This is a genomic window from Glaciimonas sp. GG7, assembly GCF_052976905.1.
Window position 1 is genome coordinate 1 of record NZ_JBRIIQ010000075.1, and the last position, 19,534, is coordinate 19,534.

A 19,534-nucleotide genomic window follows, 5' to 3' on the forward strand; every position below is an offset into this window, starting at 1 on the left:
TATTCCCACATATACCCCCACCCACCAAACAATTGCAAACACTGATCCATCACCCGCCCCTGCAACTCAGTGGTGACCAGCTTGCCAGCGGCCGCATCAACAGGATCAAGCTCCCCCTTAAGATGCAACTCAATACAACGATCAACAAACACCCGTTGCGCTACCAACTCCGCATGCAACTCCGCCAACTTAAAACGTGTATTTTGGAAATCCGACAGCGCCCCGCCAAACATCTTGCGATCGGTCACATACTCGATAGTCCATTGCACTGCCGCTTCCGAGCTGGCAACCGCCCGGATCGCCTGCACCAGCCGCTCTTGCGACAATTGCGTCATCAACTGAACAAACCCGCCGCCTTCCGCACCGAGCAAATTACTCACCGGCACCCGGACGTCCGAGAAAAATAGTTCCGAGGTATCTTGCGCCTTACACCCCAGCTTTTCGAGCTTGCGGCCACGTGTAAAGCCTTCACGATTGGTCTCTACCAGAATCAAACTCACGCCCTTGCCGCGTGCCAGCGGATCGGTCTTGCAGGCGAGGACCAACAGATCGGCGCTATGGCCGTTGGTGATGAATACTTTCTGTCCATTGATGACATAGTCGTCGCCATCACGCAGAGCCTGGGTCCGCATCGCCTGCACGTCGCTACCGCCCGAAGGCTCGCTCATGCCTAGTGCAGCGACAACTTCGCCGGTAGCCATTTTGGGTAGCCAGTAGTGCTTCTGCTCTTCCGTACCAAAATCGACCAGATAGGGCGCAACGATGTCGGAATGCAGATAGAAGGTCGGTCCGGTGGCACCAACACGGGCCATTTCTTCAATCAAGATCGCGCTATACAAAAAATCGCCGCCCATACCGCCGTATTCTTCCGGCACGTTGCAGCACAACAACCCCAATTCCCCGGCTTTTAGCCAGAGTTCACGCGGAACCTGGCCTTCTTTTTCCCACTCAGCATGATGCGGGACGACATGCTCGGCGATGAAGCGCCGTACGGTGTCGCGGAAAAGTTCGTGGTCGTGACTAAAAATGGTACGTGGAATCATGGGGTGCTCAAGGTTGTAGAAAGACGGTCCGTGGACCGTCGATGGCGAGTAACCAGAATAGGCTGTCGTCGAAAATAGTTGTCAGGTGCCGGTCCATTGTGGAGGCCGTTTTTCGGCAAACGCCAGCGCGCCTTCGCGCGCATCGTTGGAGCGCAGCACTGGACCGGTGATCGCTTCCTGACGCACAAACATGTCGGCAATCGACCAGTCGCGCTGTTCGACAATGACGCGCTTGCTGGCGGCTACCGATAGCGGCGCATTGGCCAGAATCAGACGGGCTAACCGTTTGGCTTCGGCTAAGGCCGTGCCGGGCTCGACGATGGCATTAATTAATCCGTAGCGTTCTAGCCGTTCAGCACTGACCATTTCGCCGGTGAGTGCGAGTTCTAACGCGATGCGTTGCGGTATCAGTCGGGGCAAACGTAACAGCCCCCCGGCAGCGGCGGCCAGACCGCGCTTGGCTTCCGGTAAACCGAACATGGCCGTGCGTGAGGCTACCAGTAAATCGCAGGCCAATGCGGACTCAAAACCGCCTGCCAGCGCATAGCCTTCAACGGCTGCGATCAGCGGTTTGCGCGGAGGCGTGAGGGCAATGCCCAGAATGCCCCGACCTTCGACCCGCGTAATTTCACCGCGAGAGAATGCCTTCAAATCCATGCCGGAGCAAAAATTGCCGCCAGCACCGGTCAGTATCGCTACGTGCAGATCATCCCGTGCTTCCATCTCGTCGATTGCCTCGCACACGCCGAAGGAGACGGCGCGATTGACTGCGTTTCTGGCTTGAGGGCGGTTGATGGTGATAATCACCAGGCCGTCTTCATGCTCAACCAATACTTCGTCTGTCATGCTTTACATCCTTGGTTACCAACGTGTCGGATAGTTTAAATAAATCTTACTCAATAGTATATTAATTTACGTAAAAGTATAAATTGAAAGCCTGTCAGCAGAAAAAATGGACCTTTTTGAGGTTATTTATGACCCTGATCAATGTGGCAACAGATTTATGTATACCATTTGGTATTTCTTTTATACTATCGAGTAACAAAAAATTCATTATAGATTATAAAGGTAATAGTTATGGCTGCGCTTCCCCTTCTCGGCATTCGCATCCTCAGTCTTGCAGAACAATATCCAGGTCCCTTTGCCACCATGCTGCTGGCCGATCTCGGGGCCGATGTCATTCTGGTAGAAAGACCAGACGGCGGCGATCCGTCACGGCGTTTTCCGGGGCTGTTCACGTCGCTCAACCGCAACAAACGCTCAGTCACACTCGATCTCAAATCCGACGCTGGCCGTGAACAATTTCTGCAGCTCGTTGATACTGCCGATGTGGTACTTGAAGGCTATCGTCCCGGCGTGATGAAACGTCTGAAGATCGACGATACAGTCTTGCGCGCACGCAAGCCAGCGCTGATCTATATGTCGATCTCCTCATTTGGCCAAACCGGTCCGATGGCGACGGTGGCCGGTCACGATCTGAGTATTCAGGCTTCTGCTGGCATGATCCAAGTGCCGTTCGGACAAGAGGCTAATGCCACACTGCCGGTGCTGCCGCTGGCCGATATTTCGTCGGCGATGTTTGCCGCGCTGGGGGTGGTCACGGCGCTATTTGCACGTACGCAACACGGCAATGGCGCACAGATCGATGTGTCGATGTTCGATTCGCTGGTGTGCTGGATGACGCCATTTTTAGTGCCAGCCATGAACGCGTTGGAAGTCAGACCGCTACCGCCGGAAGACCCCGGTTACGGATTATTCGCTACTGCCGATGGCCGCCAGATCACGCTCAGTATCGCGGGCGAAGATCATATGTGGCGCGCACTGTGCAATCTGCTGGGACTGACCGCCTATGCCATGCTGACCGAGCCAGAACGCAATGCCCGCGCAAAAGAAATCGATCCCCATCTGCGGTGCGCGATTGGCGCTTGCCATTTCGACTGGTTATGCCAGCACCTGGAATCTGAGCGCATCGCTTTCGGTCCGGTATGCCATGCTGACCAAGTGGTGCAAGATCCACAGGTCAAGGCACGCCGGATGGTGGTGGAAGTGCAGGATAAAAACAAAAACCTGCGCTTTATTCGTCAACCGTTAATTTTTGACGGAAAGATAGCGGCTATCCTGCGGCCCGCACCGGAACTGGGGGAACATGGGGCAGAGATATTTGGGGAATTGACCGGTAAGGTGACGGCGCTGCAGGCGCGCTGAAGCAGGACTGAAATGCGAACAACAATGCGCTCATCGGCAACATGCCGATGAGCGCGATCTTCAGGGATCATTTTCTACAGACAAAAAAATCCCCTTCAGCGAAGTAATGCCGTTCAGTTAAGAAACCGTTCGGACTGAGTAGCGAAGCGTATCGAAGGCGTACCTGCCAGCGCTGACTTCGATACGCCCGATGGGCTACTCAGCCCGAACGGTTATCCAGATTAACTGAACAGCATTACCTTCAGCGAAGGGGATTCAGTCTTAATAACTATTAGCCACTATCCAAAACATCCAATCAGTCAGCTTCCACCGCACGCGCACGTTTCCGACGCGCAGGCTTGGCCTGAATCATCGCCAATACCAATTCAGAAACATGCTCGGCAGTCTCAGAAGGTTTAAAGCGACCATGCGGTCGATACCAGACGCATGACCAACTGACGATACCGCCAACGGCGAGCGACGCAATCCTGACATCGCTGACCGTAAATTCCCCGGTGGCAACACCATCATCAAGCAGCGCGCAAAGTTTGCGATCAAACTCGCGCCGCATGAGTTCGATGGAGTCGCTGTCTTCTTTTGATAAATGCTTTTGCTCACGCGTGTAAATCGCAATGGCTTCCTGGTTTTCCAGTACGGCAATAGTGAAATCGTGGACTAGCGAGCGGACCTTTTCGGTCGGCGTATGTTCGGTCGCAACAACCTGATTGAGTACGGTCAGCGATGCACGAATACCGCGCGAACAGATCTCGCCGAGTAGTTCATTTTTTGAATTGAAATGGGAGTAAATGAATGGCTTGGTGACATTGAGCTTTTCAGCCACCGCCTCTAGCGTGGTGTTGTTAAAACCGTTGTGATAAAACAACTCAACGGCCACCGCGATGATACGTTCACGCTTGAGACGAGAGACGGCATCACGGATATCTTCAACATCATCACTCATATCGGCACGTACCGATTTGCGCGCAACAACCGCTTTCGCAGCAGGAATGGCACGCTTATTGAGGCTGCCGACTGTGTTTTTTGTCTTAGGATCGGGTATTTTTTTCATGCTTCACAGTTTAACCATTTTTCAGCGGATTTTCCACCGGCGCAAAAGCGCAAGTAGCAGAATGTTCGGCCCGGTAGCCAGGCCTCTTCCTTTAATCCGGTAATTTTCCAGACGCAAACAATAGTTCAGGCGCGTAGGTCGGCGACAATAAAAAACGTCCCTGCACCGATTGCCCGATCACTGGCGTCGCTTCGCACCATAGCCCTAATGCACGCACGCCTTCGTCCAGATCGACCGTCACTAATGTATACGGCAGATCGGCGGCGAAGGCTGGGTGAAATGCATGATGCGCAACCGTCCAGCTATGAATTTTTCCTGCACCGCTGGCCGGTTTCCAGACCACGCTGGTGGAATAACAGGCATCGCATAACAGACGCGGATAGTGGCGTGGTTTGTTGCATGCAGCGCAATGTTGCAAGACCAGACGGCCTTCTGCTGCGGCTTCCCAATAAGGTCGGGATAATTCGGTCGGTTGCGGTAGCGGCTTTGTTGCCATCGTCGGCGTAGTCATTTTTTAATCCTTACCCTTTGCGCATGATCGCAATTGCGCCATCGCCCATATCACCATAGCCGGTCACCAGACCAACCTCGGCATTGTCTACCTGCGCCCGTCCACCATGACCGCGCAACTGACGGACCAACTCAACGATGTGATTCAAGCCCCAAACGTGCGCTTGCGAGAGCAAACCGCCATGGGTATTGGTCGGCAACGCGCCGCCCAGTTGCAAGCGACCGCCTTCGACAAATGGCCCGCCCTCGCCTTTAGCGCAAAATCCCATATCTTCAAGCTGACGAATAACTGCATAAGTAAAGCAGTCATAAATTTGAGCCACATCAATATCAGCATGGGTCACACCCGCCATCGCGAACGCACGCGCTGCCGCTTTGGCAATGCCAAGACTGGTCATATCCGGACGCTGAGTAATCGATCCCGGCGAGTCCGGATGCCCTGAAGCCACGCCGGTAATATAAACACGCGGCTGGCGCAAGTCCCCTGCCCGCTCGGCGGCGCTGACGATGACCGCCGCACCGCCATCGCTCTCTAAACTACAGTCAAGCAAGCGAAATGGATCCGAAATCATCCGCGAATTGCGATGATCCTCTAAGGTGATCGGCTTCTTCATCAAGGCATTGTCATTGAGCAACGCATGCTTACGACAAGCGACTGCGACCTCGCCGAATTGTTCCACCGTGGTGCCATACAACGCCATATGGCGACGCGCCATCGGCGCATACAATTGCGCCGGTGCAATGGCCCCAAATGGATACTCAAATTCTGTGACGAAATGGAACTGCGGCATTTGGTGAATCCGCGCACCGGCCTTGTTCGAACCAGCGCTCACATTGCGCCCAAAAGTGATCAGAACATGATTGCAAACACCGGCGGCAACAGCGGCAGCTGCGCACTGCAAGGCCATCACCGGACTGGCCCCGCCATGCGGAATCACAGCTGAAAAGCGCAGATCGGGAATCCCGAAGTTTTCAATAAAATCATCCGCCGTGCCGCTCACTAAACCGACCGGAATAATCCCGTCGATATCTTTGGGCGTCAGGCCCGCATCAGCAATGGCCGCAAGCGATGCTTCGATTTGCAGCTCGAAAGCGGTTTTGGTCGAGCCGCGCATATACGCGGTCTCGCCGATACCGGTTACACAGGATTTGTCACGCAGGGACATTGTTATCTCTCTTCGCACTATCGCGTTTGCGCTCGTACGCTAATTGTTTGCGATAAAAAGTCGGATCAAGCTCCAGCGCATAGCGCGGGCTGGCCGGATAGTGGCGTTGCAAAAAGGCCTGCTCTTGCACGATCACGCGGCGCATTTCGGCCTGATCGGGTAATCCCGCCTTACCGCAGACCAGATCGGTCAGCCACTCGGCCTGATCGTCCATCATACGGATGTTGCCGCCACCGGCGACGTTAAATAAACCCACAAAATATAAACCGGGCCGCTCTGGCGAGACCACACGCAGGAATAAATCCGGCTTGTGTTCTTCAGAGGCTGCGACATTTAATTCTGCGCTTAATTCAGCATTTAATTCAGCATTCTTAGTCAAAAATGGCAAACCCACCGCATAGCCTGTGGCCGCAATAATAGTGTCAAAGGTTTGTACAGTGCCATCCAGAAAGCGAACCTCTTTACCCTTGACCGATTCAATACCCGGCTTAGCCTTGATGCGGCTCCAGACAAAGTGCGCCATCAGGCTGGGATGACTAGTGGGATGGGTGCGTGTTTTAGGTGTCACAAAACCCCATTGCTCCATCGTGCCATGCACGATACGGGTCAGCAGTTCGCGCATGGTGCGACGGAACGGCCACGGCATCCAACGCTTTTCAAGCTTGGCCAACACGCGTGACGTCGGCACACCAAACAACATGCGCGGCATCACCAGCACTGGTGAACGGGCCGAGATCGTGGTTGATGCAGTGACCACGCAAATGTCGGAGGCGATATCGACGGCGCTGTTGCCCATGCCAACCACCAACACGCGTTTGTCGCGGAATGGCTCAGGAACTTGATAGCTATTTGAGTGCAGATATTCGCCCTCAAAGTCGTCGCGCCAGGCGGCATGTTTCGGCACGCCCTGATGTCCGCTGGCAACCACGACGGCGCTGAACTCTTCGACGCTATCGTCAGCCAGCCGCACTTGCCAGCGGCCATCGACGTCAGCCCTGACTTCCGTAACGTTGGAGCGAAACCGAATATGCGGCACGATGCCGAAATGGTCAGCGTAGGATTGCAGATAGCGACTTACCGCGAAATGATCCGGGTATAACGCGCCATCTTCAGGAAACGGGAAATCTTTGTAGGCCGTAATGCGGGCCTCGGAATTCAAATGCAGCGAGCGGTAGGCCGGCGACAGGCCGTTATCGTTCTGATAGACCCACAATCCGCCGATAAAAGAGCCGAGCTCGTAGACCACGACCTCGACACCGCGTGCCAATAAATGCTTAGCAGCACACAAGCCTGCCGCCCCGGGATTCACTGCTACCCGTTGCACAGACTTGGATGCCGCCGTCATCAGACTGCTTCCAGCTCGAACCAGAAATCCAACACGTCGCCAGTACGCACTTCTGCAAACTTGGTGACAACGCGGGTTTTCAGCGCCATTTGTTTAGCCGCGACTTCTGGATTAGTCAGATCGATGCCTTTGAAAAAACCACCGATCGCCGTATCCGCGCCATCGAGCAGTACATAACCGAAAGCATACGGCGGATCTGGCAAGCCTTGAAACGGCTCGTAGACCATAGTGAATGTTTCGATGCAACCGCCCGGACCGACTTCAACCCACTCAGTCGTTGGCTCCAAAGTCTGGTCCGAAAATGCGCGTGGCGGGACCAGTACACGACCGGTTTCGCCGCAACGACGACCATAAATTTTGCCATGATCGCGAACTGCACGTAGAACCAGCTGGCTGTTTCTCCTAGTGCATGGTTGTAAGTAATGTTCCAAGCCTCGCGGCGTTTCAGCAGTTCCATTTTGTATTCCTTTAGAAATTTGATTGATGTTTGGTGCCCTCAACAATGATTGTCGAGGCAGCTTTCATACTGAATGTTATGCCTCGATAACCATCGTGCCAAAAAACTGATGATCCCCGCCGTTGCCGCTGGCCACGCCTACGCGTGCGCCTTTAACCTGATGCGCCCCCGCCTTGCCCCATACCTGCAACGCCACTTCCGCTACGCGGATCATGGCCGTAACCGCAATCGCATTCGTACACAAGGTACCGCCCGATGGATTGACCGGAATCTCGCCGCCCAATGTGTAACGCCCTTGCCTCAATTGCGCAACCGAGGTCCCGACATCGGCCAGACCAGCTGCTTCGATGGAATGGAACTCCGTGTTACTAAACGGGGCATACAATTCGGCTACATGGATTTGTTTTTGCGGATCGGTGATCCCGGCCATTTTGTAAGTACGCTCAAACGAACGACCAAGTGCATACGCATCGGCATGGTCCGCATGGAATCCATTACCCATACGGTCGCCGATGTAATAGCTCTCCGAACAATGACCCAGACCAGTAATCCAGACCGCGTCCAGATTACGATCTTTAATATACTTTTCAGAGGCCAGAATCATTGCGCCACCGCCACTGGACTGCGGGCAGCAATCCATCAACTTGATAGGCCAGCTAATCATGCGTGAGGCCATGACTTCTTCAATCGTGGTGGTTTTGCGCAGATGGGCATTCGGATTCAATGAAGCGTGGTAACGGTTCTTAACCACGACTGCCGCCATATCTTCTTGCGACATACCGTACTTTTCCATATACCGCACCGCCGACATCGCCAGCATCGTGATCGTGCCTAACGGCAACGGACGTCATAGATCGGGTCCCAAATTTTGTTGAGCACGGTTTGCGAGTCGCCGCATTCGCCCACCTTGTCAGCGCCCGCCGTCATGACGACGTCAGAGGCACCTGAAGCAATGTGGTAATACGCCGCAGCAACACTAGAAATACCGGTTGCGCCGCCGGTATTGATACGCAGAAAACGCTTGTTGCGTCCGCCCACGGCATCCACGCCCAGCCGCTCGGCGTTACCGATACCGACCATTGCGTCGGGCGACAGCGAATACACCGTCGCATCGATATCGTCGAACTCCAGCTGACCGGCTTGCATCGCCATCAGTACGGCTTCGCGCACCAAATCGGGATAACTGGCATCGTCACGCTTAGGCTTAAATGCGGACTGACCGATACCGATAATGCCTACGCGAGGTTGGTTTGTGCGACTCATTGTGCGCCTCCCAGATTTTTTCCAAATACCACAACGGTCTGATACATCATGGCCGGACCGCTGGCCGCATGCGCAATACAGTCTCAGCCTGGCTGCCGATGTTTACCAGCCGTGCCCATGACTTGATTTGCCGCTTCAGCAATGCGCACTAGCCCACTGCAAAACACAGAATTAATGGACGCCACGCCGCCCGAAGGATTAAGAGTCGGTTGCGCATGCTCAGCCTTGACCACCTCAGCCCATTGCGCAGGCTCAGCAATACCCAGCGCTTGATACGCGAGTAACTCCTGATACGGCGTAGGTGCACAGATTTCAGCGATATCGATCTGCTTGATGCTCTCAATACCTGCATCATCAAAGGCTTGACGCGCCGCTGCTTGCAAAGCTGCCGCAGCGGTCAAATCACGGTCGCCTAGAAAAGCCGCCTCAGTCGCCCAACCCATGCCGCGCGTCCAGGCCGGATTAGTGATGCCTGCTTTTTTAACGTAATCTTCAGAAGCCAATACCAGCGCCACTGCGCCCGTGGTTGGCGCACGTAACATTTCAGCCCGGATCGGCCAGCGGATCGGATTCGATACGGCGATATCGGCAGCGTTATCGTGCGGACCGCTTGACTCCGGATAGGCCAGCGCGCCACGGCGACGGTTTTGTGCCACCAGTTGCGAGGCGATTTCCGGTGCTTGCGGCTGGGCTGCGATAAGTGCATTGGCTTGCAATGCAAACGAAGACAAATCATCGAGCGGTAGACGCCGATGGAAATACGGGTCAGCTCCCAGACGCTCAACTTCAGATAATGAAGAGGATTCAGTGACGCCCCAAGAAACGATTAACTGCGTCTCAAAGTGGGCAGAAGCAACCCGCAAGACGCCCATCACAAAAGCATGTTCGCCCGCCGATGGCGTCGACAAAATGTCGCGATCAACGCCACCCACCGAGCCGGACGCGGCCATGATCGAAATGGCGCGGCCATCGATCTGATCGTTTGAGGCGACGATGATGCCGTCTATCTCTTCTATAGCAATACCGGCACTTTTCAGTGCCGCTTGCGTTACCTCGTACAGAATTTCTTCGAGGGATTGTCGTTCCGAATGAATCGGGACCATGATGGCGGACCCGATAACGGCCGTAGGTCGATTAAGTGGCATAAATACCTCAGGAGTGAAACGCAACGATCAAGAGTCCGGCAGACTCTTAGGCCGAAGCGCGTTTTTGGGACGCGATGGCAGCCAGTGCCAAAGCGCGTTCGAGAGCCAGTTTCTTCAGTTCGCGCCGCTGCAATTTGCCCGTCGCCGTGAGCGGCAAGCTGATGCAGGATTCGATATGATCGGGATGCTTGTATTTAGAGGACTCCGCCGCACAGTGCTTAAGCAGCACGGCAGCATCGAAATCATCGGCCGATTTCGGTACCACAAAGGCGAAAATCAATTCACCGCGCAACGCGTCCGGCACGCCGGTGACAGCCACATCGAGCACCGACGGATGCTTGCGCAGCACAGCTTCTACCTCTGCTGGCGAGACATTGATACCGGCACGTTTAATCATCTCGCCGACCCGACCGACAAAGACAAAATCGCCGTCAGCATTAAGCATGCCGATGTCGCCAGTACGATAAAAACCATCGGACGAAATGCGTAAGCATTTTGCGCCGAACTAGCACCCGAATAGCCGGTGGTTGTATATCCGCGTACCTCGGCCAGTCCCGGTGTGCCGGGTGCTGCCTGTCGCCGCTGTCCTCGTCGATGAAGCGTATCTGCTGTCCCGGCAACATCGGCCCCGACAGTAAGCGCGTCGTAATACCGGCCAGTGATGCCAGGTCACCGCGCAATTGCCGCAGGTTTCGGTCGCGCCATAGATATTGCACAACTCCGTTGCGCCCAGCGTCTCCACCGCAAACAAAAATTCTTCCGCGCTACCGATGGTCACGCCGGTGCGCAAACTGGACAGACGTTCCTTGCGATAGTCCTTGTGATACGCCAATGCCGACGTCATCGCTGGCAGCGTATAAATCGCGGTACAGCCTTCGCGCTCAATGATCTCCATTGCCAGCGCTGGCTCAAACTTCTCCATCAACACCAGCGTCGCGCCGTGGCTGAAAGTCGCCGGTAAAGCGTTGACGCCACCGAAGGCCCAAAACAACGGCGACGACAGCAATACTTTATCGTCCTGGGTCAAGCCCTCGCGTTCACCGATATTGAAACCGTTTTCGATCACCGCAAACTGCCGCAAAGGCACCGCTTTCGGCGCACTCGTTGAGCCGGAGGTATAGAGCACCATCGCATCCTCGACCGCACTGGGACCGGCACCGGGCGCCAATGCGCTGAAAGGTTGGGCGTTATCTAACTGCGTGTTGTAGTCAGGAAATACGGCATTGGTACACCCCAACAACCAAATCTGCTCCGGCACCGGCACGCCCGGCAAGCCTTGCAGCGCCACAAAATCGGCTTCAAAATCGCGCTCGCCGAAGCGGGCTGCGGAAACCAACAACGCCATCCGTGAATCGCCGAGCAAAAATGCCAGCTCATTACGGGTGGACCAGGTACTCAGCGGCACCAAAGTCGCTCCCAAAGCACCCGCCCCCAGACAGACATCGAGCCATTCGACGCGATTACTCAACAGCACGCCGACACGATCGCCACGCTTGACGCCGTTAGCCTGTAATGCGGCGGCAACACGCCCCGCCCGCTCGGCCAGCTCGCCATAGCTAAAACGCTCTTGCCCGCAGACCAGCGCGCAGGCTTGCGGTGCGCGTTGTGCTTGCTCGCGGACGAGTTCAATGAATGTTCTGCTGAAGGGTGAATACATTATTTATTAATCCAGTTTCTTTTAAGGTGTATTGGCATATAAATTTACAAACACCATAAAGTCCGTTCGGACTGAGTAGGCACAAAGTGCCGTATCGAAGATACGCAGACGTATGTATATACTTCGATACGCCCTATGGGCTACTCAGTACGAACGGAATTTCTTAAGCTCAAATATCAACATCCACTAATCTAATTTAGCGCCGGAAATTTGCACTAACTCTTTCCACTTCACCCGTTCGCGCTCAGCAAAGGCCATCGTGTCTTGCGGCGTGGCCCAGATCGCACGTGCACCGGTTTCAAGAAAGCGCTGCTGCAATTCCGGTTCGCTGGTAACGGCCTTTAAGGCCGCCGATAACTTGGCGATGATCGGTGCTGGCGTGCCTTTTGGCAGCACAAAAGTGCCCCATGAAGTCACAATAAAATCAGGAATGCCAGCCTCCGTCATGGTCGGCACCTGCGCCAACGTTGGCCAGCGCTCAGCCGAGGTGACTGCCAACGCCCGGACCTTGCCGGCGCGTATGAGTCCCATATAACTGGCGATGTTGTCGATCGCAAAATCGGTGTCTCCCGCCAGCAAGGCTGGCATGGACTGGGATGCGCCACGGAACGGAATGTGCAGTGCCGAGATGCCGGTGCGGGCGCGGAACAATTCTCCGGCCAGATGCGGTGTGGTGCCAATCCCGGCTGAGCCGTAGGAGACACCCTTGGGCTGTTTGCGCGCCCAGACCAGAAATTCCTGGACTGTTTTGGCGGGATGCTGGGCAGCTACGACGAAGACGTTGCAGTTTTCCCAGATCATGGAGACGTAATCGAAGTCGCGGACCGGGTCGTAGCCTAGTTTGGCAAACAGATATTGGTTGATCGAGAGTGTGCCGACGGTGGCTGACGAGATTGTGTAGCCATCTGGTTTAGCGCTGCGGACGGTTTCCATGCCGATATTCCCACCGGCTCCGGTGCGGTTGTCGACGATAAAACTTTGGCCTAGTTTGGCTTGTAACTTGGCGGCTAATAAACGGGTGAGTACGTCGGAGGCGCCGCCTACGCTAAACGGCACAATGATGCGTACTGTGGCTTCGGGCCAATTTGTTGTTTGGGCCATTGCAGGGGTTTTTAGCAGTATTGATGCGCCTGCTGCAATTGCAGTGTGGATCACCGTGCGTCTTGTCACCATTGTTTTGTCTCCTGTTTTGTCGTCTGCTGCGGGCGGCTGGTTAAGCTGTCGTTGTGCGCTTGCATCGATTGAAATGGATGGTACATTATTCTTCGGAATTATAAAATACTTATTGGAATTATTTTTGTACTAGTGAGTATATTTTTGTTTTTTGGGGTGATGGGGTGTTGCTTTTTCGATCGGTGGTAATTGATACGGTATGTGCTCCGTTGATGCTTGTCGGGGGCGGCCCGACAGCCGGTCACTTTCTTTTGCTTCGCCAAAAGAAAGTAACCAAAGAAAAGGCGACCGCAAATGCTGCTGCCCTGCGGGTCCCCAAATTTTCCTACCGCCAGCCGGGTCTGATGACCAACTCGCTGCGCTCAAACATGTCATCAGCCTGATCCGTCTGGCGGCAGGAAAATGTGGCAGCGTCATATGACGGGGTACGTCAACTGCCACTTCAACAGCAACGTCAACAACAACTGCAACGTCAAAGGTGGCTGCGCCTGCAAATTCAAAAGCAACTACAACGTCAAAGGTGGCTGCGCCTGCAAGGTCAAAGGCAACTGCAACGTCAAAGGTGGCTGCGCCTGCAAATTCAAAAGCAACTGCAACTGCAACTGCACCTCAGTAGAGGGTATTTAAATTCGGTTTAATTACAGTCACAGCATTTGAATTGAGCGAATTTTTATTTAAATATCGGAGTAAATTTTGCCAATAAATACACGCCGTAACAAAGCCTGGCTCAGCGCTATCTGGATTGAATGCGCAATGCTGAATAGTTAATCGGTGATTGTCGGGGTTGGAGCGTTCATCTCAAAAGTGGTGCATTGCAACGCCATCTCAACAATATTACGAATAATCAATTGCTCCTGATCGGCATTCCATGCAATGACAAATTCCAGTTCTTGCATTACCAGTTCCGGCATCAGCAGAAGCAGTTCAGATCGGGCGATATAGGGGCGGACCAGGATTTCAGGTAACAAGGCAATGCCTGCACCGCTGGCGATGATGGCAATGAGGGCCATGATGTTGTTGCAGGTGCCGATGTTGTCGCTTTCTACGGCTTGCTCGCGTAATACGTTCATCGTCATCGAATGACTGGCTGATGGTTTCGATAAAGACCAGATAGCATGGGCTTCGAGACGCTCGCGGTGGGTGGCGGTGGGTGGGGTTTTGCTGTGTAGTGAGGGTGCCATCATCCAGCACATGCGGACTAGGCCTAACGAAGTTGAGCGGATGTCTGCGCCAGTCGCAGGTGCGGCAAACAGGGCGACGTCTAGCTTGCCCATTTCCAGTTGCTGGCGCATGGAAGTGGTTAAATCGACTTCGATCTGATAGGTCACGTTGGGCATCAACTGCCGTAAGTTGGCGATAAAGGTTGGAAACCAACTCAGTGCGGCGATTTCGCCTGCGCCTATGCGTACTGTGCCGCTGGCAGCTTCGGGGTTGTCCAGGTCGCCTACTACACCGTCAAGACGGCGTAGTAAAGGCTCGACCATCTGCACTAATTCACGCCCTTGAAAAGTGAGTTCCATGCGGCGTCCCTGACGGCGGAATAGTGTCACGCCCAGCGCTGCTTCCATGTCGCGCACGCGCGCTGAGATGGCGGGCGGTGAAGCGTTCATTTTGAGTGCGGCGGCATTAAATGTGCCGAGTCTGGAAATCCAGCATAGGGTTTCGAGATTGAGGAGGGTGACACGTTTGATCGTTTTCATTAGCCCAGATCGCCCCATATGGCGTTCACATCCTGCTGCGCTGCATTGAATGGCAAAGGCAGGGGCAACGCTGTGCAATAGCGTCCTGCATTGAAGATCAACGGCTCGCCATCGTAATAGGAAAGTTTTTTAACCCGTCCTACAAAAAGCACATGATCGCCGCCGTCGATGGTGGTTTCGGTCTGACATTCAAAGCTGGCCAGCACGCCATCGAGTACGGGAGAGCCGCCCAGCCCCTCCTTGAATACCAGTGCCTCAAACTTATTTTCGCGCGGCATCGCAAAACGCTGTGACACATCGGACTGCCCTACGCCCAGCACATTGATCGCAAAATGTCCTGAGGCTAAAAAACCCGGCAACGATAGCGCGCCACGCCGAATGCTCCATAACACCAAAGGCGGATCGAGCGATAAGGCAGAAAAAGAGTTGGCCGTTAAACCTTCCCATTTACCGTCAGGCGTGCGCGTCGTGATGACCGTTACCCCCGTCGGAAAGCGCCCCAGCGCCCTACGTAGCGCACGCGTATCGTGTTCGCCGTCAAGCAACATCTCAGTTTTGTTGGTCATTTTCATGGTCTTCATAGCCCTGCTTTAATCGTAGTCAGAACTTACGCAGACAGTACAAGAGTACGGCCATGAGGTAGTTTTGCGTAAATCCTCAATAAGTCTGATCAGGCTGACGGAATAAACCTTAACCATTCACCAAAGGAAGCACTTTTTCAGCCATCAAGATCATCGAATTACGCGCCAGATCGGGGTCAGTCCAATCCACACCCGCATACAGCAGCGTGCCAAACTGGCCGGTCTGCTCTTTAAAGGCGTGCAATTCATCGGCCACCTTAGCGGGCGAGCCATAAATAACGAGTTGCTTGATGACTTGCTCAAGCGTGACGCTGTCATCTGACATCTTCGGATCGCTCTTAAAAACGCCGAGCGAGCCGCGTCGTTTGAGTTTGTTGAACAGCGAGCGGTAATAGTAGTAATACGGGCCATCCGTCCCCAGCGCATAAGCCTCTGCTGTGGCGTCATCCTTAGCCACAAACACGGTCTTAGCCACGCGCCAGTTAGCAGGATCGGCAGGTCGTCCGACCCGGGCGCAACCTTCGACGTACTTGCCCCAATGGCTCTTGACCCACATCGGCAACAAGAAATTGGCAGAAATAGGATCCCAGCCGCGTGCCGCCGCTTCGGTGATGCCTTGCGAAAAGGGAGCAACCGCTGTTACCACAATCGGTGGATGCGGACGTTGCAATGGCATCGGTATCGTCCCCATGCCGGTGTCGGCGATATAGGTGCGTTCAGTCGAAATGTTCCAGTGCTCACCCTTGATTTGATAAGGCGGCTTGGTGGTCCACAATTGCAGCATCTGATTGATGGCTTCGAGAAACATCGCCGGACGCGGCAAATCGAAATTTCCGTAGACTTCGGCGTCTGAAGGTAATGCGCCCGGGCTAATCCCAAGGATGAAGCGTCCGCCTAGCAGGTGGTCGAGCATCGCGATGTGGCTGGCAAGTGCTGCCGGGTGGTAGTTCGGCATATTGAGTGTGCCGGTGCCGAGTTTCATTTGTTTGGTAGCGTCAACCAGGGTTGCCAGGAATAGCGCTGAAGAGGTGATATTTTCTTCGGGGTCGGTTGCGTGTTCGCCGACGTAGCCTTCTACGAAGCCTAGTTGATCAGCGAGGATGAAAGCTTCACGGTCTTCGCGTAGGGAAACTTGCCAATCTTTACCGATTGGGTGCATGGGCATGGTGAAAAAACCGAGTTTCATCGAATCTCCTATATGTATATTTATTGGGCTTTAGTTCATCTTTTAACACTTTCGAGGGAGTGTAGGGAAACTGATACATAAATAAAAGTCATATGTATTTATGCTGAATGATCATATTTATTGATGTATTAGTGATTGCTGATGTGGATTTTGATGCGATATGCGTCCCGTTGATACTGGCCGGGAGCGGCCATGGCACCACGGAGCAGAAAACTTTTCATTAACGACGACCAAAAAAACCGCTACCGAGTTCAAACCGTTTCAACAATAGAACTCCCCTGAGATATATCAATTTTCCCAATATTAAAATATTCTAAAATAATCATTGCAGGCCTTCATCAGCCCGGTTAGCGCTTGGCTTTGAAATGCAAGCGCTCAATGGATCCCCGCCAAAAGTCAATACTGTTAAGTACATGGTGTCACCTTCAACCATTTTTTGGAGTGCGCGATGAACAAGAAAGCAATGATGCACAGGGCCTATACCAGCTTGATGAGCTTCAGTATTTTCAGTGCCTGCGCTCTCATGGCAATGCCAGCACAAGCGGCGTCACCCGATCTGTCGTTTCTGGGCAGCCCGGCAGCGCTCAGAATGGACCGGCAAACCATCACCATTACCCCAACTACCGGATACATCAATGTCACCTCTGGCGAGACGGTCAATTTCATCGTCGGTGATAAAGCATTTGCCTGGGATTTCGATATTCCAACCAATGTTTTTGTATTCGATTTAAACCGGATTACGCCGCCCGATCTGCTTGATCATCGAGTCAGGGTCTATGTTGCACCCAACCCGACAATGATTCAGTAGCCGTCATGGCGTCGTTTTTTCACCGGCCACAACATACGCAAACAAGGCCGCAATCTCTGTTTGCGACAACACGCTTTTCCAGGGTGGCATGCTGTTTTTGCCATTGCTCACCGAGGTCATAAAGCGCGCCTGCTGCTGGTGCGGAAAGGTGCGCAGATCGAAAAATCCGCCGCCTTGATCGACCATATTTGCGCCATGACAAACGGCGCAATTGGCCGCATATAGCTGAGCGCCCTGCGCAATTTTCTGCGGTGAAAATGGCACCGCTTCCTGCGCCATGGCGGCGCTGCAAGCGGATGCGACCAAGGCCAGAAAAATTATCCGTAAAGTTGGATTCAACATATCACTCCCTTAATCCGGCAGCGCAAAAGTCCAGACAGAGCCGCCTTGCGGAATATTTTTTGCAGCCGGACCAACCCAGCGCTTACCCAAACCACCAAAGCCCGACAGCACAGTGACGTATTGCCGACCATTGAAGGACCAGGTAATCGGACTGGCATTGATGCCGGAACTGGTCTGAAATTGCCATAGGGTCTTGCCGTTATCGGCGTCGAGCGCGATCATTTCTCCGCTGTGGCGACCGGTAAACAGCAGGCCGCTGGCAGTCGCTAGCATCGAACTCCAGTTCGCATGATCGTAAAGCGGGACTTGCCATGTAGAAAGACCCGTCAACGGATCGATGGCCGAGATAAATCCACGCGGTCCGTCAGGCTCGAACGTAAACCTAATATCCTTCACACCCAGCCACCGCATACCCGGCTTGTAAGGCGCGACGGTATCGAGTTTGTAGGAAGAGGACATATGCAGCGTGTTGGCGTATAGCAAGCCAGTGCCAGGATTAAACGCTGCGTGCGACCAGTTTTTGGCACCGATAATACTTGGCCAGATATCGGCAGACTGACCATCGCGCAGGGTCTTGGCGACGCCGGTTTCGACCGGACGACCGCTAACGAGATCGATACGCGAGGCCCAGTTTACTTTTCCATATGGGTTGGCGGCTAGCAACTTACCATCGGCGCGGTCGAGCACATAGGCAAAACCATTGCGGTCTAGCTGCATCATGACATGACGCAGTTTGCCATCGATTTTCAAGTCGCCGAGGATCATTTCGGAGGTCGCGTCAAAGTCAAACATATCGTTGGGCGTGAATTGATAATGCCAGACGATTTCACCGGTTTTGGGCCGCATCGCAATCACGGACGCCGCATACAGGCTATCGCCGCCGCGAGAATTCGGATTCCACGGTGCCGCATTGCCAGTGCCCCAATACACCAAATCGAGTACCGGATCGTAGCTGCCGGTAAGCCAGGTGCTGGCCCCGCCGGTTTTGTAAGAGTCCGGGACCACCCAACTATCGCCGCCTTTTTCATCCGGCGCAGCGGTGGTGTAGCGCCGCCATAATTGTTTGCCTGTTGCCGGATCGTAGCCATCGACAAAGCCGCGTACGCCAAAGTCTGCACCCGAAATACCGGTCATCAATACGCCATTAGCAATCAGTGGCGCGCCGGTAATTGAATAGCCGTCTTTCCAGTCGCTGACCTTGGTTTTCCAGATTTCTTTTCCGGTCTTTTGGTCCAGCGCCACGATGAAGGCATCGAGCGTGCCGCGAAACACCATGCCGTTGTATAAGGCCACGCCTTTGTTGGAGACGCCGCAACAGACCACGCGTGGTGTGTCGGGATCAAAATCAACCGCCGTGCGCCAGAGTTGCTTGCCGCTCAAAGCATCGATAGCGACCGTCCATTTGGCATCGCTGACATACATCACGCCATCCTGCACCATCGGTTGCGCTTGCTCGCCGAAATCGTTTTCCAGACTCAAGGCCCAGACAGGAACCAGTTTTTTGACATTCTGTTTGTTGATTTGCTTCAGGCTGGAAAAGCGCTGCTGGCTATACCCCATGCCATAGGTCAGTACGTTTTCCGGGTGGGCCGCGTCATTGCTTAAATTTTCCAGCGTTTGGGCCTGCAAGGGTAGCGCCGCGCACAACGTCGCTGCATAGATCAGCGAACGTACCGTCTTTGAAAATTGCATTTGGTCTCCTCTATTTATTTTTTTATGTAAAACATGACTAAATTAAACAGACAAATAACGCCGCTTAATATCGTCGTTATCCCGCAATCCTTGCGCTGTATCCGCATACACAATCCGGCCTTTGTCGATGATCGCGACGTTTGTCGCGACATGCAGGCAAAAATGCATGTTTTGCTCGGCCAACAAAATGGTAGTGCCAGTCTTGCGCAGCGC

The 19,534-nt window shown here is 53.9% G+C and carries 21 protein-coding genes; 3 read left to right on the forward strand and 18 right to left on the reverse strand.

Features of this window, described 5'->3' with window-relative positions; translation table 11 throughout:
* Both ACVBEF_RS15620 and ACVBEF_RS15625 read right to left on the reverse strand, forming a co-directional pair.
* Positions 1-1,043 (reverse strand): acyl-CoA dehydrogenase family protein (locus ACVBEF_RS15620; protein ID WP_447124855.1); only part of this gene is annotated, 1,043 nt, incomplete at its 3' end.
* An 81-nt stretch (positions 1,044-1,124) separates the two neighbouring features.
* The gene (locus ACVBEF_RS15625; protein ID WP_447124856.1) at positions 1,125-1,889 is read right to left on the reverse strand and encodes a crotonase/enoyl-CoA hydratase family protein; all 765 of its coding nucleotides are present in this window, start codon (positions 1,887-1,889) and stop codon (positions 1,125-1,127) included.
* Positions 1,890-2,120: 231 nt separating this feature from the next.
* Here ACVBEF_RS15625 and ACVBEF_RS15630 point away from each other — a divergent pair, with 231 nt between their 5' ends.
* Positions 2,121-3,248, forward strand: a complete 1,128-nt coding sequence (locus tag ACVBEF_RS15630; protein WP_447124857.1) for a CaiB/BaiF CoA transferase family protein — start codon at positions 2,121-2,123, stop codon at positions 3,246-3,248.
* A gap of 295 nt (positions 3,249-3,543) precedes the next feature.
* Here the strand turns inward: ACVBEF_RS15630 and ACVBEF_RS15635 are convergent, their stop codons facing one another.
* The 14 genes from ACVBEF_RS15635 to ACVBEF_RS15700 all read right to left on the reverse strand — a co-directional run bounded on the left by ACVBEF_RS15635 (position 3,544) and on the right by ACVBEF_RS15700 (position 16,479).
* On the reverse strand, positions 3,544-4,296 hold the full coding sequence (locus tag ACVBEF_RS15635) for a TetR/AcrR family transcriptional regulator (protein WP_447124858.1): 753 nt from the start codon (positions 4,294-4,296) through the stop codon (positions 3,544-3,546).
* Positions 4,297-4,387: 91 nt separating this feature from the next.
* On the reverse strand, positions 4,388-4,807 hold the full coding sequence (locus ACVBEF_RS15640; RefSeq protein ID WP_447124859.1) for a Zn-ribbon domain-containing OB-fold protein: 420 nt from the start codon (positions 4,805-4,807) through the stop codon (positions 4,388-4,390).
* A 10-nt stretch (positions 4,808-4,817) separates the two neighbouring features.
* A complete protein-coding gene (locus ACVBEF_RS15645; protein WP_447124860.1) occupies positions 4,818-5,972 on the reverse strand; it encodes a thiolase C-terminal domain-containing protein in 1,155 nt (384 codons plus the stop codon).
* Positions 5,959-7,317: a flavin-containing monooxygenase gene (locus ACVBEF_RS15650; RefSeq protein WP_447124861.1), complete on the reverse strand. Its 1,359-nt coding sequence runs from the start codon at positions 7,315-7,317 to the stop codon at positions 5,959-5,961. The genes ACVBEF_RS15645 and ACVBEF_RS15650 overlap by 14 nt, the downstream gene beginning before the upstream one ends.
* Positions 7,317-7,604, reverse strand: a complete 288-nt coding sequence (locus ACVBEF_RS15655; protein WP_447124862.1) for an OB-fold domain-containing protein — start codon at positions 7,602-7,604, stop codon at positions 7,317-7,319. Before ACVBEF_RS15655 ends, ACVBEF_RS15650 begins: the two co-directional genes overlap by 1 nt.
* A 246-nt stretch (positions 7,605-7,850) precedes the next feature.
* Complete coding sequence (locus ACVBEF_RS15660; protein WP_447124863.1) at positions 7,851-8,615, reverse strand: thiolase family protein; 765 nt, start codon at positions 8,613-8,615, stop codon at positions 7,851-7,853.
* Positions 8,606-9,037: a hypothetical protein gene (locus tag ACVBEF_RS15665; protein ID WP_447124864.1), complete on the reverse strand. Its 432-nt coding sequence runs from the start codon at positions 9,035-9,037 to the stop codon at positions 8,606-8,608. Before ACVBEF_RS15665 ends, ACVBEF_RS15660 begins: the two co-directional genes overlap by 10 nt.
* A gap of 83 nt (positions 9,038-9,120) precedes the next feature.
* A complete protein-coding gene (locus ACVBEF_RS15670) occupies positions 9,121-10,182 on the reverse strand; it encodes a thiolase C-terminal domain-containing protein (protein WP_447124865.1) in 1,062 nt (353 codons plus the stop codon).
* Between the two features lie 46 nt (positions 10,183-10,228).
* A complete protein-coding gene (locus ACVBEF_RS15675; protein WP_447124866.1) occupies positions 10,229-10,627 on the reverse strand; it encodes an AMP-binding enzyme in 399 nt (132 codons plus the stop codon).
* A gap of 60 nt (positions 10,628-10,687) precedes the next feature.
* Positions 10,688-11,839: a class I adenylate-forming enzyme family protein gene (locus tag ACVBEF_RS15680; protein ID WP_447124867.1), complete on the reverse strand. Its 1,152-nt coding sequence runs from the start codon at positions 11,837-11,839 to the stop codon at positions 10,688-10,690.
* 186 nt (positions 11,840-12,025) lie between these two features.
* Entirely contained in the window at positions 12,026-13,012 is a 987-nt protein-coding gene (locus tag ACVBEF_RS15685; protein ID WP_447124868.1) for a Bug family tripartite tricarboxylate transporter substrate binding protein, read from the reverse strand.
* 764 nt (positions 13,013-13,776) lie between these two features.
* Positions 13,777-14,712 carry a LysR family transcriptional regulator gene (locus ACVBEF_RS15690; protein ID WP_447124869.1) on the reverse strand — a complete coding sequence of 312 codons (936 nt, stop codon included), beginning with the start codon at positions 14,710-14,712 and terminating at the stop codon, positions 13,777-13,779.
* Entirely contained in the window at positions 14,712-15,293 is a 582-nt protein-coding gene (locus ACVBEF_RS15695; protein WP_447124870.1) for a flavin reductase family protein, read from the reverse strand. The genes ACVBEF_RS15690 and ACVBEF_RS15695 overlap by 1 nt, the downstream gene beginning before the upstream one ends.
* 109 nt (positions 15,294-15,402) lie before the next feature.
* Positions 15,403-16,479 carry an LLM class flavin-dependent oxidoreductase gene (locus ACVBEF_RS15700; protein ID WP_447124871.1) on the reverse strand — a complete coding sequence of 359 codons (1,077 nt, stop codon included), beginning with the start codon at positions 16,477-16,479 and terminating at the stop codon, positions 15,403-15,405.
* 448 nt (positions 16,480-16,927) lie between these two features.
* Between ACVBEF_RS15700 and ACVBEF_RS15705 the strand changes: the two genes are divergently transcribed.
* On the forward strand, positions 16,928-17,287 hold the full coding sequence (locus ACVBEF_RS15705; protein WP_447124872.1) for a CzcE family metal-binding protein: 360 nt from the start codon (positions 16,928-16,930) through the stop codon (positions 17,285-17,287).
* Positions 17,288-17,290: 3 nt separating this feature from the next.
* Here ACVBEF_RS15705 and ACVBEF_RS15710 read toward each other — a convergent pair whose 3' ends face one another.
* Both ACVBEF_RS15710 and ACVBEF_RS15715 read right to left on the reverse strand, forming a co-directional pair.
* On the reverse strand, positions 17,291-17,629 hold the full coding sequence (locus ACVBEF_RS15710) for a c-type cytochrome (RefSeq protein WP_447124873.1): 339 nt from the start codon (positions 17,627-17,629) through the stop codon (positions 17,291-17,293).
* Positions 17,630-17,638: 9 nt separating this feature from the next.
* The gene (locus ACVBEF_RS15715) at positions 17,639-19,321 is read right to left on the reverse strand and encodes a PQQ-dependent dehydrogenase, methanol/ethanol family (protein WP_447124874.1); all 1,683 of its coding nucleotides are present in this window, start codon (positions 19,319-19,321) and stop codon (positions 17,639-17,641) included.
* A gap of 33 nt (positions 19,322-19,354) precedes the next feature.
* On the opposite strand from ACVBEF_RS15715, the gene ACVBEF_RS15720 reads away from it, so the two are divergent.
* Positions 19,355-19,534 (forward strand): hypothetical protein (locus ACVBEF_RS15720; RefSeq protein ID WP_447124875.1); only part of this gene is annotated, 180 nt, incomplete at its 3' end.

What these genes read in the sequence shown, in the direction of transcription:
- ACVBEF_RS15710 (WP_447124873.1), bottom strand. Translation starts at nt 17,629, where the DNA reads ATGTTGAATCCAACTTTACGGATAATTTTTCTGGCCTTGGTCGCATCC.
- ACVBEF_RS15680 (WP_447124867.1), bottom strand. Translation starts at nt 11,839, where the DNA reads ATGTATTCACCCTTCAGCAGAACATTCATTGAACTCGTCCGCGAGCAA.
- ACVBEF_RS15705 (WP_447124872.1), top strand. Translation starts at nt 16,928, where the DNA reads ATGAACAAGAAAGCAATGATGCACAGGGCCTATACCAGCTTGATGAGC.
- ACVBEF_RS15625 (WP_447124856.1), bottom strand. Translation starts at nt 1,889, where the DNA reads ATGACAGACGAAGTATTGGTTGAGCATGAAGACGGCCTGGTGATTATC.
- ACVBEF_RS15650 (WP_447124861.1), bottom strand. Translation starts at nt 7,317, where the DNA reads ATGACGGCGGCATCCAAGTCTGTGCAACGGGTAGCAGTGAATCCCGGG.
- ACVBEF_RS15715 (WP_447124874.1), bottom strand. Translation starts at nt 19,321, where the DNA reads ATGCAATTTTCAAAGACGGTACGTTCGCTGATCTATGCAGCGACGTTG.
- ACVBEF_RS15670 (WP_447124865.1), bottom strand. Translation starts at nt 10,182, where the DNA reads ATGCCACTTAATCGACCTACGGCCGTTATCGGGTCCGCCATCATGGTC.
- ACVBEF_RS15645 (WP_447124860.1), bottom strand. Translation starts at nt 5,972, where the DNA reads ATGTCCCTGCGTGACAAATCCTGTGTAACCGGTATCGGCGAGACCGCG.
- ACVBEF_RS15635 (WP_447124858.1), bottom strand. Translation starts at nt 4,296, where the DNA reads ATGAAAAAAATACCCGATCCTAAGACAAAAAACACAGTCGGCAGCCTC.
- ACVBEF_RS15630 (WP_447124857.1), top strand. Translation starts at nt 2,121, where the DNA reads ATGGCTGCGCTTCCCCTTCTCGGCATTCGCATCCTCAGTCTTGCAGAA.
- ACVBEF_RS15665 (WP_447124864.1), bottom strand. Translation starts at nt 9,037, where the DNA reads ATGAGTCGCACAAACCAACCTCGCGTAGGCATTATCGGTATCGGTCAG.
- ACVBEF_RS15640 (WP_447124859.1), bottom strand. Translation starts at nt 4,807, where the DNA reads ATGACTACGCCGACGATGGCAACAAAGCCGCTACCGCAACCGACCGAA.
- ACVBEF_RS15690 (WP_447124869.1), bottom strand. Translation starts at nt 14,712, where the DNA reads ATGAAAACGATCAAACGTGTCACCCTCCTCAATCTCGAAACCCTATGC.
- ACVBEF_RS15675 (WP_447124866.1), bottom strand. Translation starts at nt 10,627, where the DNA reads ATGCTTAATGCTGACGGCGATTTTGTCTTTGTCGGTCGGGTCGGCGAG.
- ACVBEF_RS15685 (WP_447124868.1), bottom strand. Translation starts at nt 13,012, where the DNA reads ATGGTGACAAGACGCACGGTGATCCACACTGCAATTGCAGCAGGCGCA.
- ACVBEF_RS15695 (WP_447124870.1), bottom strand. Translation starts at nt 15,293, where the DNA reads ATGAAGACCATGAAAATGACCAACAAAACTGAGATGTTGCTTGACGGC.
- ACVBEF_RS15700 (WP_447124871.1), bottom strand. Translation starts at nt 16,479, where the DNA reads ATGAAACTCGGTTTTTTCACCATGCCCATGCACCCAATCGGTAAAGAT.